The organism is Nonlabens sp., assembly GCF_039941875.1.
GTDB lineage: Bacteria > Bacteroidota > Bacteroidia > Flavobacteriales > Flavobacteriaceae > Nonlabens.
In genome coordinates, this window is sequence record NZ_JBDVDQ010000003.1 from 199,527 (window position 1) to 212,895 (window position 13,369).

Genomic DNA, 13,369 nt, shown 5'->3' on the forward strand with positions numbered 1-13,369 from the left:
TTACTTAGAAGGTTCAATTCTAGTTCTTAAAAAATCAAGATACTTTGGGTCGTCTTCAGAAAAAAGTTCTTCTCCTTCTAGACCATAGGCGCGTATTAATTCGTCAGCCGCCTGGTCTAAGAATTCCATTTCAAATAAGCATTGTCCTAATCTCAAGTGTAAAAAGGGATTTCCTATAGCATCGGGACAGTACATAGCGTTGCTTAAATTGTCTATTCCTGCCTCGTAATCTTTTCCGAGAAAGTTAGCGTCTCCTATGGCTGCCAAAACCCAGGTAGTAACTTTCCATTCATTTTTAGGTTCAGGAATTAAATTAAAAGCATTCCAGTATTCTGTAAGTGCTTCATCATATTTCCCTTCCTCGGCTAGCGCATCTCCAGATTGGGATAAGTTCTTAATTACTTGGTATGTTTTATCATCAATTTCACTCATGATTTTAATCTTCTTTTTTCCAAATATTGAATTCAGTTCTAAGGATAACGAGTATCTCACACATAAATTGAAGCTCATCTACTTCTGGATATTTATTGAGGTATGTATCTGGGTTCCCATAGCTAAAATCGTTTAGTTGAGTATGATGTCTCGCTTGTACATAAAATGATTCTCCATCTACCGTAAGCATTGAAGAAATAGGCACATAATAGAACTTTGTAATTTTTCCTCTTCTAGAGGTGTCTATTTGTTTTACCATATCTTTTCTTGCACTTAGTTTCCATTGTATTTTTTCTTGATTAGGTAAATCAAGTACATGACTTCCTATAATGTTTGCAAATACAAATTCATTGTCTTTTTTAGATACCAGCTCTTTTTTGATGACTTTGGATTTGCCACTTGGAGTTGTTTTAGCAAAATGCTCATAAAATTCAGCTTTGCATTTTCCTAATTCAAAATAGATTCTAAATACAGATGAGTAATTTGTTATTCCTTGATTTTGATAAATGCGTATTTCTCTTTTATGTGTAAGTGAATCAGAAAGTTTTAAATCGGCGTTGATTTGCTTGATGTTTTGCGCAAATATTCCAATAGAAAATAAAAAAGCTATTGTGATGAAAATGTTTCTAAACATAATTTAATTCTTAATACTAACAATAACCGTCGTTCCAACATCTGGACTTAATCCAGCATCGCTTACCTCTATATCTATCTTACAATCATGTAATTCATTTAATAAAGCGACACGGTTTTTAATGTTACCCAATCCTTTAGAATCGCGTTTCTTTTGATGATCGGTTTTAATAGCCTTAGACTGTTCTCGCCCGATTCCATTATCGGTTATGGTGACTTTGATTCCGTTTTCCGCTTTCGCGAAAGCAACATTTAAAAAACCTTTTTCTTTTTTATAACGCAATCCATGCCATACGGCATTTTCAATTATAGGTTGCAACAACATGGGTGGTACCTGTAAATGAGCTTCTTTTATAGCGGGATCTATGTCTAGCTTAAAATCAAACTTATCTTTAAATCGCTCGTGTTCCAGTTTCAAGTACAACCCTAAAAGGTCGATTTCTTTTTCTAGCGTTATAAAATCTAACTCGCTATTTTCTAAAACACTACGCATCAACTTAGAGAAATCTGCCAGGTATTTGTTTGCTGCACGCTCGTCATTTTGAGCAATGTAGTTGTTTACAGAATTCAGTGCGTTAAATATAAAATGCGGATTCATCTGACTGCGCAACGACTTTAAGGCTAGCAAGTGGTTATTAATTTTTTGCTGTTTGTTATTGCGATACATAAAATAAGCCAGGGTAAGTAATAGCAGGCTTAGAGCAACGAGAGAATAAATAACCCAGCGCTGTCGCTGGTTCATCTCTTGAGTCAGTTCTCGCTCTGTGTTGATTAATGCTATCTTATTTTCGGTAAGCTCGCGATCCTTTTCTAAGGTTAGAATTCTAGTCTGTTTAGAAACCAATTCTTTTGCTTTTCTAGCGGTTTCTTCTAGTTCATTTTCTTTTTCTAAATAAAGCGCATCTACGGTGTTGATGTATAGTTCATTATAAGAAAGTGCTTTTATGGTGTTGCCCGCTTTTTTATTCAATTCATAAAGACTTTTTGCTGCGTCTTTCTTAATAGCAAGGTCGTTGTTAACAGTTGCTTCTTCCAGACTAGCCTCAAAGAATGAAATTGCTTCACTTATTTTGTTTTGAGATTTTAAAGCTTCGGCTATTTTAAGTTGTTCTTTTTGTTTGGTTAATCCTAGATTAGTATTTTCCATCGTAGGAGTAATAGAAGTGGTTTCTACCGGACTATCCATCACTATTTCTTCCATTTCATATTCGCTAGAAACACTTTCTGATTCGGCCATTATTTTAGGACTATTTAAAAAACCTGCTTTTTGGTCTGTTGCAATACTATCTGGTTTTCTTTGGACCCTTTTTTTATCTGCTGCTATTTCGTCTAGTAGCTGTATGTTGCTTCTACGCAGCGCAATTTCTTTGTCAAATTGTGCATTGCTATTGTAGAAATCTGCAGTTCGAGATTGTGTGACCACATTTGCTGTAGTGCTTTCTTTTTTGGACTCTTGGATAGCAGTGTTGTAAAAAGACTCTGCATCGTCCAGTTCACCTAGAGAATTATAAATTCTAGCAATATTTGTGTTGATGCTAGTCATCTCGCTCTTGTTATTAGCTGCTGTAGCTATAAACAATGCTTTTTTATAAGTTTCTAGTGCCTTAGTCTCATTGTTCGTTTTAGAATAAGCATCTGCCAGACCATTAAGTCTTGCGAGTTGTTCAGTAATAGAAAGTGCGCTAGATTTTTTATTAGGATTAATTTTATAGGCAGTAATGGCTTCTTGATAATTACCATTTAATCGCAGGGCGTCTGCTTTTTTAATCGTGATATTAAACGACTTCTCTAGTGTTTCTGCTTGGGTATAATTATCTATCGCAAGATCGTACTGTTTATTAAAAGTATAAAGATCACCTAACTTTTCATAGGCTGCGCTTTCTTGTGTTGTAGATAATGACTTTGGATCATTAGATAATGCTGCGATGAGAAAATCGGCGGTTTTTTGAGCGTCTGTCTGTAAATAAAATTGAGCACTATCCATGGCGATTTTATAAGACAGAGTACTTAGTTTTTTAGTGTCTTGTTCAGGATTTTGAACGCGTATTTCTATATCTTCATTAGATCTAATGCGGTAGTAAACAGTTTCAAAATCAAGACCTCTTATCACTATTTCTTCACCCATATTTACAGGTAGTTTAAACCTTCCAAGAGCGTCGGTAGTTGCATAGCGGCCCATTTTACCTTCTACATTTGCTCCAGAAATAGGTGTTCCATCTTCATTAAGAACACGTCCTTCTAGAGTCATCGTGGTTTCTAGAGTCCTCGATGTTTTAAATCCAGTGTTTTGTGCCATCAGGGTTTGAAGGCTCAATAACACAAATAGTAAAGTAAATAGCTGTTTCATTATGGTGTAAACTTAGTCATTAAAAAATATATGCACCTCGTTAAAATGTTCGTTTTGGGCAGTATTGATGGTGTTTTTACCGCTTTCGCGAAAGCTTACTCACCAACTATCTATTTTCCCTCATTCAGACTATGGTTTCCCTCATTCTAACTATATAATGGTTTTTTATACCGATAGATTTGAATCAAAATCAAGTCAAAATGAAAAAGATATTCACTACAGTTTTAATGCTTACTGCGTTAGTAATCAGTGCTCAGCATATGGGTAATTTTCAAAATCAGGCAGAAGACCTGTCCATATCAAGAGCAAACATAGCGACCAGTATGGGAAACGGAGCTGTTTATAGAAAAGCTTATTCACAAGCTCATACACCATTGCGACCTACTAACGTGTTAAGTATTAATCTAAGATCGCTGTACAATGTAGATGCAACAGATTATACAGCTGTATTTAATATAATCCAGGTAGGGAAAACTGCCGAGGAGACGACGCAACTTATGAATGATAAAATTGAGTTGATTAAAAAAGAATTGATGCAAAAAGGCTTTCAAGGACAGTTTGCACTTGATATGATTTCCTTTGTACCTCAATATGAAATAGAAGTAACTAAAAAACTATTTTCTAAAACCTACACAGAAGTTCCTGTGGGTTTTGAACTCCAGCAAAATTTATTAATTAGTTATAGAAAAGACACTGATTTTCAGAAAATCCTTACTGCTTGTGGTAAAGCTGAGGTTTATAACCTGGTTAAGGTGGATTATTACGTAAAGAATCTAGAAGCAGTTTATGAGGAGTTGCAAAACAAACTACTTGTTGAGGTGACTAAGAAGAAAGCGTATTATGAGAAATTGGGTTTTGAAATGAAGAATTATAACGTCATGATGGCCGATAAAAAATACTACCACACTCCTAAGGATTTTTATAAAAGCTACCTCGCTGCCGAAAATGTAAGTATGCAATCTTTAAAAAATCAGAAGAGCGTGACTAAGGTAAGAAAACCTACTTCTTATTACTATGACCCTATACCGTACAATGGGTATGATATAGTTGTGAATGCTGCGATTACTAAACCTGTGATACAATTAGGTATGGACCTAAGTTTGCAATACACACTTAAACCTGTTGAAAAGAAACCAGAGCCAAAACCAGCTCCTGTTAAAACGCCTAATCCTAAAGTTTATGTAGTGAGCCCTAATGGGCCTATAGATATCAAACAACTACCTAATAATTAAATTATTTCTAGTAAAAACTTTTTTCAAGAGTGTATTGTACTGTTGAAAAAAGTTTTTTGGTTTGGGATTGATGACAGTGGCTAAATCGTACTTTTGACATTCATAAAAAAGTATCAAATTTGGCCACTAAATCAAAGAAGGTAACGCCTTTAATGCAGCAGTATAATAAGATCAAGACTAAATATCCTGATGCCTTATTGTTATTTAGAGTTGGAGATTTTTATGAAACCTTCGGTGAGGACGCGATTAAAACAGCACGCATTGTTAACATCGTACTCACTAGCCGTAATAATGGTGGTGATCAGATAGAACTAGCTGGTTTTCCACATCACTCATTAAATACCTATTTGCCTAAACTAGTAAAAGCAGGTGAGCGTGTTGCTATTTGTGATCAATTAGAAGATCCTAAGCAAACTAAAAGTATTGTAAAGCGTGGTGTTACAGAGTTAATAACACCTGGAGTATCACTTAATGATGAGGTTCTTAGTTCAAAAACTAATAACTTTCTTGCAGCTCTTTCTGTAAATAAGAACTTATATGGAGTAGCCTTTCTAGATATTTCTACAGGAGAGTTTCTTGTCTCTCAAGGTTCTAAAGAAGAAGTAGATAAGTTATTGCAAAATTTTAATCCTAGCGAGCTTTTAGTCACTCGTAATGATAAAAAAGAACTAGCAATAGAGTTTCCTTATGATTTGCCTTTCTTTCATCTAGACGATTGGGTTTTTCAAATAGACTTTGCGAAAGAATCTTTGCTTAAACATTTTAAGGTAAATTCTTTGAAAGGTTTTGGGGTAGAGAAATTAGATCAAGCATTAATATCTGCAGGGTCTATCTTACATTATCTAGAGGAAACACAACATGATAAACTAGACCATGTATCAAATATCTCTCGTATAGAAGACGATAATTTTGTGTGGATGGATCGTTTTACGGTTCGTAATCTAGAACTTTACACACCACTTAGTCAGGGCGCAGTTACTTTAATAGATGTCATAGACCAGACTACAACGGCTATGGGTGGGCGCATGCTCAAAAGATGGATGGCTTTTCCATTAAAAGATGCTTCTCAAATTGAAAAACGTCATGAAGTCGTAGAGTTTTTTACTACATCACAAGAGCAACAAGAAGAGATTAAATCATATTTAAAACGCATGAGCGATTTAGAACGATTGATTTCTAAAGTCGCTGTAGGTAAGATTTGTCCAAGAGAAGTAGTGCAGCTCAAAAACAGTTTAGAGGCTATTATTCCGGTAAAGGAAAAAGCGATTAGCTCAAATAACAAAGCCCTTAATATCATAGGAGAGAGTTTAAACCCTTGTGTGCATTTAATAGATTTGTTTAAGCAAGCTATTGATGAGCAGGCTCCTGTAAATATTTTAAAAGGTAATACGATTGCTCAAGGTTATCATGCAGAGTTAGATGAGTTGCGTGGTCTTGCGACTTCAGGAAAAGACTACCTTGATAATATGCTAGCCAGACATGCTGAAGAAACTGGAATTACTAGTCTCAAAATTTCTAGCAATAACGTTTTTGGTTATTATATAGAAGTAAGAAATACACATAAAGATAAAGTACCAGAAGAATGGACTAGAAAACAGACACTGGTAAATGCAGAGCGTTACATTACAGAAGAACTTAAAGAATACGAGGGTAAAATACTAGGTGCCGAAGAACGCATCAATGCATTGCAGCAAGAACTTTTTGATAAAGTAGTAAGAGAAATTCTTCCTTCTATAAAAACTATTCAAACGAACTCTCAATTAATAGGACAACTAGACTGTCTTATTTCCTTTGCATCTCATGCAGTTAAATCAAATTATGTGCGTCCAGAGTTACTGGATAACGATGACCTGATTATAAAAAATGGTCGTCATCCTGTTATAGAAAAAATGCTCCCTGCAGACCAGCCATATATTCCTAATGATGTACAGCTAGATAGAGATAGCCAGCAAATAATAATGATTACAGGACCTAACATGAGTGGTAAAAGTGCCATTTTAAGACAGACGGCATTAATTGTGCTGTTAGCTCAAATAGGTAGCTTTGTTCCTGCCGAAGAGGTGAAAATGGGAATCGTTGATAAGATTTTTACAAGAGTAGGTGCAAGTGATAATATATCTCAAGGAGAATCTACTTTCATGACAGAGATGAATGAGAGTGCGAGTATCCTGAATAACATAAGCGAGAAGAGTCTTGTGTTGCTCGATGAGATAGGTCGTGGTACAAGTACGTATGACGGTATATCTATAGCATGGGCTATTACAGAATACTTACATGAGCATCCTTCTAGTCCTAAAACACTTTTTGCAACACATTATCACGAGCTTAACGAGATGACCTCGCAATTTGAGCGTATTAAAAACTTTAATGTAGAAGTAAAAGAACTTAAGGATAAAGTGCTATTCATGCGCAAGCTAGTCGCTGGAGGTAGTCATCATAGTTTTGGTATCCATGTTGCAAAAATGGCAGGAATGCCACAACAAGTGATTTCTAAGGCTAACAAGATCCTTAAAAGACTAGAAAAAACGCACAAACAAGAAGATTCTAAAGAAGCGATGAAGGATTTACAGGAAGAAGAAATGCAATTAAGCTTCTTTAATCTAGACGATCCTCTATTAGAAAACATCAAACAAGAAATCCTTCAAGTGGACATAAACACCTTAACACCAGTAGAAGCACTCATGAAATTGAATGAGATAAAACGCATGCTTGTAAAAAAAGAGAAAGTAAATCAATAATTTTTCGTTTTTTTCTTTGTAGAATAAAGAAAGTTGTTAAATTTGCAACCGCTTTGAAAAGCAACTGAGTTTTTCAATTTTGCGAAAGTAGCTCAGGGGTAGAGCATCACCTTGCCAAGGTGGAGGTCGCGAGTTCAAATCTCGTCTTTCGCTCTAAAATTTGTTCTTAAATAGATTTTAAATACCAATGATGTGTCGCGGACACAATCGCTCGAGTGGTGGAATTGGTAGACACGTTGGACTTAAAATCCAATGGGTAGTAATGCCCGTACGGGTTCAAGTCCCGTCTCGAGTACTTGTAAGCCTCGTAATCTTTTGATTACGAGGCTTTTTTTTGTCTTTTAATGATGTGCTTCTCATCTTTTCGATTGACTTTAAATACCTCTTTTATCTTTTTATAGTAAGCCTCACATTTATGTTGATTTAGTATGGCGAGTATTTTTTGTTATATCAATTTGTCTCATCTATACCGGTAGGTGTTTATTACATTTTAAATACTATATTTAAACTTACTAATTATCTAGCTAGTATTAGCTGGTAACCAGTACGGATGTATTAAATGTAAAACATCGATGAAAATAAAAATTTTAATAGTTCTGTTTTTTATGAACCTTTGTTTTTCAGCTTGTAATGAAATAGAAGAATCTAATTTAAATTCCAAAATCAATACTTTTTTATCAAATACCGATGTTGAAATACTAACTAATGGATATCAATTTAAAATCTATAATGAAGGAGTAGGTAAAGATATTTCTAAACCTATTCCTAATGATACGATCCTTATATTGAAAAACGAATTTTCCAAGAAAATAATATCTTCTAAAATAAATGCAGGAAAAGTTCTTTTATTAGATAGCACAAAGTTGTGTGAGTTATCCTATAAGCATGATCAAGATAGGGTGGTGATGAGGTCTTTTCTTTTCATTTCACAGCGTGATAAAAACAAAGATTTATCATTAGAAATAAAAAATTGGGTACCACAATATTATGAGCAATGCTATAAATGTGTTGAAGTGTCTATCAATTAGTTATTAAAATTATTCTCCCATGTGACGCCGGTGTGCAAAGTAGTAAGTACTTGTTTCTGAAGATCGCCGAGCAAGAGCAATGGAATAAAGAAAAGCTAGAGATGTTTTTTCAAGTCAGCTAGAGCGTTTTGCTTGTTATTTGATCAGCAAAAGCTAAGCGTGTTATTTTGGAATAATTAAAAACCTGCTCATTTTTTTAAACACTGATAAAAGTCACCGTTTGCAAATGGTGTGCTGGATTACTTTTGACATATCAAATTTTAAAAAAGTATTCTTATGAAAACCATCCTTATTCCTGTAGATTTCTCTAATACATCAAATAAAGCTCTTGAAGTAGGAGTAACTATTGCAAAACGTATCAAAGCAAAAATTGTTCTTACGCATATGGCAGGTGTAGAGAGTGGTTTAAATAAAGAACCTAACACTGCAGAAGAGGTTGTTTTCTATAGCAGACTGATAGGTAAAAAGTTCGAAGAATTTCTAGATCGTCCATTTCTAGAAAATGTAGCATATGAAACGGTTTTAAAACAATATCTTGATTTCGGTAGTATGAATGACTTTGCCAAAGAGCTAGATGCATCCCTTATCGTTATGGGAAGTAACGGTGCAAAGGGCATGACAGAGATCTTAAAAGGCAGTAATGCAGAGAAAGTAGTACGATCTTCAGAAGTGCCAGTTTTAGTGGTTAAGGATAATGATATCAATTTTGCTCCAGAGCGTATTTTATACGCTAGCGATTTTCATCTAGAAACCGTGGGCGCATACCATAGAATTATAGAAGCAGCTACTATGCTTAACGCTCGTATCGACTTCTTATATATCAATTTACCAGGTAAAAACTTTAAGAGCACATCTCAAATGGACGAGACTTTACTTAATTTCTTTAGTGAGGTAAAACATCCTGATCCTGTGGCGGCTATTAAAACGGTAAATCGTTATGCCGACCACACAGTAGAAAAAGGTGTTATGAATTATGCATCTTTATCTGCTGCAGACGTGATTGCTATTCCTACACACGGTAGGACTGGACTTTCTCATTTCTTTCAAGGAAGTATAAGTGAAGATATTGCAAATCATTCTGTGGTGCCTGTTCTTACGGTAAAGATGTAAGTAGGTTACGCTTTCGCGAAAGCGAAACACACAAAAAATTATAAGCCTTCTACTAACCTGTAGAGGGCTTTTTTATCTTCTAATTTTATACGTTTACCATCGGTGCTTATCCAGCCTTCTTTCTTAAATATAGTGAGGGTTCTTATACAAGCCTCCTTTGCAGTACCTACCACATTTGCGATATCTTCTCTAGTAAGAGTCATGATTATGTAACCGTCAGCATCTGCGCCAAAGTTTTTATCTAGATACATCAGGGTTTCTGCAACGCGTTGTTTTACTGTCTTTTGAGCCATATTTACAATCACATTGTCTGCAAATTTAAGATCATTTGCCATGTGGATTAATATAGCCTTAGTAAAGTTAGGGTTAGAATCTAGGCTGTCTGTAAGGTGCTTTTTAGGAATGTAGCACACTTCCATATCATTTAAAGCCACAGCACTTAGATTAGTCCTTTCTTCTGTAATTACAGACCGCTGCCCTAGTACCTCTCCTTTAGTAGCTATTTTTACTATGGTATCTTTTCCATTATCACTTAACTTAGATAATTTAGAAACACCATTGCGCACACAATAAACACCGTCTAGACGTTCTCCTTCTTCAAAGATAGTTCCCCCTTTTCTTATAGACTTAGTGGTTTTACTATCAGAAATACGTTTAAGCTCCTCTTTATTAAGAGCTTTTAATGAGTTTAACTGTCTTACTATACAGTTTTCACAACGACCTTCTAGGTGGCTATTCATAAATATAGATAAAGTCTTAAAGGTACAGAGGTTATTTACTACAGCAAAGTAAATGTGTTGTAAATCTTATAATTAAGTTAAAAAAGGCAGGTGACAAAAGTCATCGTTTTAAAGCGAGAAGTATGAGCAAATTTGCACTAGGTATAATGAGCAAATTTAATAAACTATGGAATCATGTTTCCATTGCGGTGATGACTGTACAACTACAGTTATTGAGCACCAGGACAAGCATTTTTGCTGTCATGGGTGTAAAACTGTTTTTGATATTCTTAATGATAATGATCTCTCGTATTACTACGAGTTAGAGCAATCTCCTGGGACCACACCATCTCGGTTTGAAGGTAAGTTTGATTTCTTAGAAAATGATGTAATCGCAAAGAAGCTACTAGAATTTGACGAGCAAGATGTACAGGTGGTCACTTTTGTTATCCCATCTATACACTGTAGTTCGTGTATCTGGGTTTTAGAAAATTTGAATAAATTACATCCAGATGTAACTACCTCTCAGGTTAATTTCCCTAAGAAAAGTGCGCGTATTACCTATAATTCTGCTCAATTAAATTTACATCAACTGGTTTTACTGTTGTGTAAAATAGGGTACGAGCCTTATATCTCTCTAGATGACGCTACAAAGAAAACCTCTTCTATAGACCGTAGTCTTATCTATAAACTAGGAGTTGCAGGTTTTGCTTTTGGTAATATTATGTTCTTGTCTTTTCCAGAGTACTTTGAAGTGTCAGAGTTCTGGTTAGAGCGTTATAAATATATTTTCAGGTGGTTAATGTTTGTTTTTGCATTACCGGTAGTATTCTACTCTGGTAGTGATTACCTAGTGTCTGCTTATAAAAGTGTGCGTTCTAGAATGCTCAATATAGATGTACCTATTGCGATAGGTATTCTAGTGTTGTTTCTACGTTCTACGGTAGAGATAGTAATGGACTGGGGTACTGGCTTTTTAGACAGTATGGCTGGTCTGGTTTTCTTTTTATTGTTAGGTAAGTTTTTTCAGCAAAAAACCTATTCGTTTTTATCTTTTGAAAGAGATTATAAATCTTATTTCCCGATAGCAGTAACTAGATTGAGCAAAGCAGATTCTAACAAAGAAGAGCAAGCACAGGTTTATGATCTAATAGCTGGCGACAGGATCGTGATAAGAAATGGAGAGCTCATACCAGTAGATGGTATTCTTATTAAGGGAAACGCACTTATAGATTATAGCTTTGTAACTGGCGAGGCAGAGCCTGTGAGTAAAAACTCTGGAGATAAATTATATGCAGGTGGTAGACAGCAGGCTGGTGTTATAGAGCTGGATGTTTTAAAATCTGTAGAGCAAAGTTATTTAACGCAATTATGGTCTAACGAGATTTTTAATAAAAGTGCAGAAAGCCTTTTTCAGAGTATTACAGACCAGATAAGCAAACGTTTTACTATTAGCATTTTGAGTATAGCGGCACTAGCGACTGTTTTCTGGTTGTGGTACGAGCCGTCTCTTGCGCTTAATGTATTTACGGCCGTTCTTATAGTAGCCTGTCCTTGCGCTATAGCTCTTGCGGCACCTTTTACGCTAGGTAATTTACTTAGAATATTTGGCAAGCATAAATTCTACCTAAAAAACAGCAGTATTATAGAACAACTGGCTTCTATAGATACCGTAGTTTTTGATAAAACAGGTACGCTTACTACCAGTCATAAAAGCGTTATTTCTTATGAAGGTATCGCATTAACGGTAGATGAGCAGTCTTTGCTTACCTCTACATTGCGAGCGTCTAACCACCAATTGAGCCGTTCCCTTTACAACATGTTACAGGAAAATAGCATCAGCTCACTAGACGATTTTAGTGAAGAGGTAGGTAAAGGAATTACTGGTGTGCTCAATAATAATCGTGTAAAAGTAGGTTCTTATGCATTTGTGTCAGATGGTAGTTCCGCTTTCGCGAAAGCGGATTTAAATCAAACCACTGTGCACATAAGTGCAAATGAAGTCTATAAAGGCTGTTATGTGTTCTATAATGAATACCGAGACGGCATGAAACAGGTGTTTGATACACTTTCTGTGGATTGTGAGCTGGCAGTTTTATCTGGTGATAATGAAGGTGAAAAAGAACATCTAGAACAAATACTGCCTAAGAATACCGCATTAGTCTTTAATCAGAAACCAGGAGATAAGCTTAATTACATTAAGAATTTACAGAAACTAGGTAAAAAGGTGCTCATGATAGGTGATGGACTAAATGATGCTGGTGCACTTGCTCAAAGTAATGTAGGGCTTGTGATTTCAGAAAATGTAAATGTTTTTTCACCTGCGTGTGACGGTATAATCGATGCTACGCGTTTTAAAGATATTACCACATTTATAGATCTATCTCGTAAAGGAAAAAAAGTGATAGATTATGCTTTTATATTCTCGCTTATCTATAATGTAGTAGGATTAGGGTTTGCTATTTCTGGACATCTTGCTCCAGTAGTTGCTGCTATTTTAATGCCTCTTAGCTCTATAAGTATAGTCGTGTTCACAACTATATACACCTATTTTTTAGGAAGAAAACTTAACCAAAAAACAACAATTTAAGATGAAAAAAGAAGCTCTTCAACTCGATTTAGAAATAGACACTCTCAAAAATTTATATATGCAAAGTAATTGCACTACGTGTGATGTAATGCACCACTATTTTAAAAGAGAGTACTACCAAGCACAAGCACAATTAAAGTCACTAGAGCAACAGTCTTTTATAAGAGAAGAGGTGAAAGGTGTTTCTATCATTGCATTACAACAGTCTACAGCCTTGTTAGGATTATACATAATGGTGTGATTTTTTACACACAATTAAATTCAAAAGCTGACATATGTCATCGTTTGTACAAGGTTACCACGGTAATTTTACCACATTATTAAACAACTATGAACATCATTTATATGCTTCTTGCAATAAGCGTTTGTGTCGCGGTGATCTTCTTTATAGCCTTTATTCTATCGGTTAAAAAGGGACAGTATGACGATACATACACACCGTCTGTGCGCATGCTTTTTGACGATGAACTTATTAAGGAAAAGAGCACGGAAAGCGCAAAATCAAATCAACCTATTTTATTGAAAGATCAACTCAAGTAA

Annotated in this window: 11 protein-coding genes and 2 tRNA genes; 9 read left to right on the forward strand and 4 right to left on the reverse strand. The window is 35.2% G+C overall.

What is annotated here, in order from left to right:
- The 3 genes from ABJF08_RS01330 to ABJF08_RS01340 are packed head-to-tail and all read right to left on the reverse strand — an operon-like array spanning position 1 to position 3,412.
- A complete protein-coding gene (locus ABJF08_RS01330) occupies positions 1-432 on the reverse strand; it encodes a hypothetical protein (protein WP_348114250.1) in 432 nt (143 codons plus the stop codon).
- A 4-nt stretch (positions 433-436) separates the two neighbouring features.
- The gene (locus ABJF08_RS01335) at positions 437-1,066 is read right to left on the reverse strand and encodes a hypothetical protein (RefSeq protein WP_348114251.1); all 630 of its coding nucleotides are present in this window, start codon (positions 1,064-1,066) and stop codon (positions 437-439) included.
- Between the two features lie 3 nt (positions 1,067-1,069).
- Positions 1,070-3,412, reverse strand: coding sequence for a histidine kinase (locus tag ABJF08_RS01340; RefSeq protein ID WP_348114252.1), 2,343 nt, complete (start codon positions 3,410-3,412; stop codon positions 1,070-1,072).
- 200 nt (positions 3,413-3,612) lie between these two features.
- Between ABJF08_RS01340 and ABJF08_RS01345 the strand changes: the two genes are divergently transcribed.
- The 6 genes from ABJF08_RS01345 (at position 3,613) to ABJF08_RS01370 (ending at position 9,520) form a co-directional block, all read left to right on the forward strand.
- On the forward strand, positions 3,613-4,644 hold the full coding sequence (locus tag ABJF08_RS01345) for a hypothetical protein (RefSeq protein WP_348114253.1): 1,032 nt from the start codon (positions 3,613-3,615) through the stop codon (positions 4,642-4,644).
- A 119-nt stretch (positions 4,645-4,763) separates the two neighbouring features.
- Positions 4,764-7,382 carry a DNA mismatch repair protein MutS gene (gene mutS / locus ABJF08_RS01350; RefSeq protein WP_348114254.1) on the forward strand — a complete coding sequence of 873 codons (2,619 nt, stop codon included), beginning with the start codon at positions 4,764-4,766 and terminating at the stop codon, positions 7,380-7,382.
- A gap of 81 nt (positions 7,383-7,463) precedes the next feature.
- Positions 7,464-7,535: transfer RNA gene (locus ABJF08_RS01355), tRNA-Gly, on the forward strand.
- A 56-nt stretch (positions 7,536-7,591) separates the two neighbouring features.
- A tRNA-Leu gene (locus tag ABJF08_RS01360) sits at positions 7,592-7,677 on the forward strand.
- A 277-nt stretch (positions 7,678-7,954) separates the two neighbouring features.
- On the forward strand, positions 7,955-8,410 hold the full coding sequence (locus ABJF08_RS01365; protein WP_348114255.1) for a hypothetical protein: 456 nt from the start codon (positions 7,955-7,957) through the stop codon (positions 8,408-8,410).
- Positions 8,411-8,686: 276 nt separating this feature from the next.
- Entirely contained in the window at positions 8,687-9,520 is an 834-nt protein-coding gene (locus ABJF08_RS01370) for a universal stress protein (protein ID WP_348114256.1), read from the forward strand.
- A 38-nt stretch (positions 9,521-9,558) separates the two neighbouring features.
- On the opposite strand, the gene ABJF08_RS01375 is transcribed toward ABJF08_RS01370, so the two are convergent.
- Entirely contained in the window at positions 9,559-10,260 is a 702-nt protein-coding gene (locus tag ABJF08_RS01375) for a Crp/Fnr family transcriptional regulator (protein ID WP_348114257.1), read from the reverse strand.
- Between the two features lie 166 nt (positions 10,261-10,426).
- Here ABJF08_RS01375 and ABJF08_RS01380 point away from each other — a divergent pair, with 166 nt between their 5' ends.
- The 3 genes from ABJF08_RS01380 (at position 10,427) to ccoS (ending at position 13,369) form a co-directional block, all read left to right on the forward strand.
- A complete protein-coding gene (locus tag ABJF08_RS01380) occupies positions 10,427-12,829 on the forward strand; it encodes a heavy metal translocating P-type ATPase metal-binding domain-containing protein (protein WP_348114258.1) in 2,403 nt (800 codons plus the stop codon).
- 1 nt (position 12,830) lies between these two features.
- Positions 12,831-13,070 (forward strand): hypothetical protein, encoded by a 240-nt coding sequence (locus ABJF08_RS01385; RefSeq protein WP_348114259.1) that lies wholly within the window; start codon positions 12,831-12,833, stop codon positions 13,068-13,070.
- A gap of 89 nt (positions 13,071-13,159) precedes the next feature.
- The gene (gene ccoS, locus ABJF08_RS01390; RefSeq protein WP_348114260.1) at positions 13,160-13,369 is read left to right on the forward strand and encodes a cbb3-type cytochrome oxidase assembly protein CcoS; all 210 of its coding nucleotides are present in this window, start codon (positions 13,160-13,162) and stop codon (positions 13,367-13,369) included.

What these genes read in the sequence shown, in the direction of transcription:
- ABJF08_RS01330 (WP_348114250.1), bottom strand. Translation starts at nt 432, where the DNA reads ATGAGTGAAATTGATGATAAAACATACCAAGTAATTAAGAACTTATCC.
- ABJF08_RS01335 (WP_348114251.1), bottom strand. Translation starts at nt 1,066, where the DNA reads ATGTTTAGAAACATTTTCATCACAATAGCTTTTTTATTTTCTATTGGA.
- ABJF08_RS01340 (WP_348114252.1), bottom strand. Translation starts at nt 3,412, where the DNA reads ATGAAACAGCTATTTACTTTACTATTTGTGTTATTGAGCCTTCAAACC.
- ABJF08_RS01345 (WP_348114253.1), top strand. Translation starts at nt 3,613, where the DNA reads ATGAAAAAGATATTCACTACAGTTTTAATGCTTACTGCGTTAGTAATC.
- ABJF08_RS01365 (WP_348114255.1), top strand. Translation starts at nt 7,955, where the DNA reads ATGAAAATAAAAATTTTAATAGTTCTGTTTTTTATGAACCTTTGTTTT.
- ABJF08_RS01370 (WP_348114256.1), top strand. Translation starts at nt 8,687, where the DNA reads ATGAAAACCATCCTTATTCCTGTAGATTTCTCTAATACATCAAATAAA.
- ABJF08_RS01375 (WP_348114257.1), bottom strand. Translation starts at nt 10,260, where the DNA reads ATGAATAGCCACCTAGAAGGTCGTTGTGAAAACTGTATAGTAAGACAG.
- ABJF08_RS01380 (WP_348114258.1), top strand. Translation starts at nt 10,427, where the DNA reads ATGGAATCATGTTTCCATTGCGGTGATGACTGTACAACTACAGTTATT.
- ABJF08_RS01385 (WP_348114259.1), top strand. Translation starts at nt 12,831, where the DNA reads ATGAAAAAAGAAGCTCTTCAACTCGATTTAGAAATAGACACTCTCAAA.
- ccoS (WP_348114260.1), top strand. Translation starts at nt 13,160, where the DNA reads ATGAACATCATTTATATGCTTCTTGCAATAAGCGTTTGTGTCGCGGTG.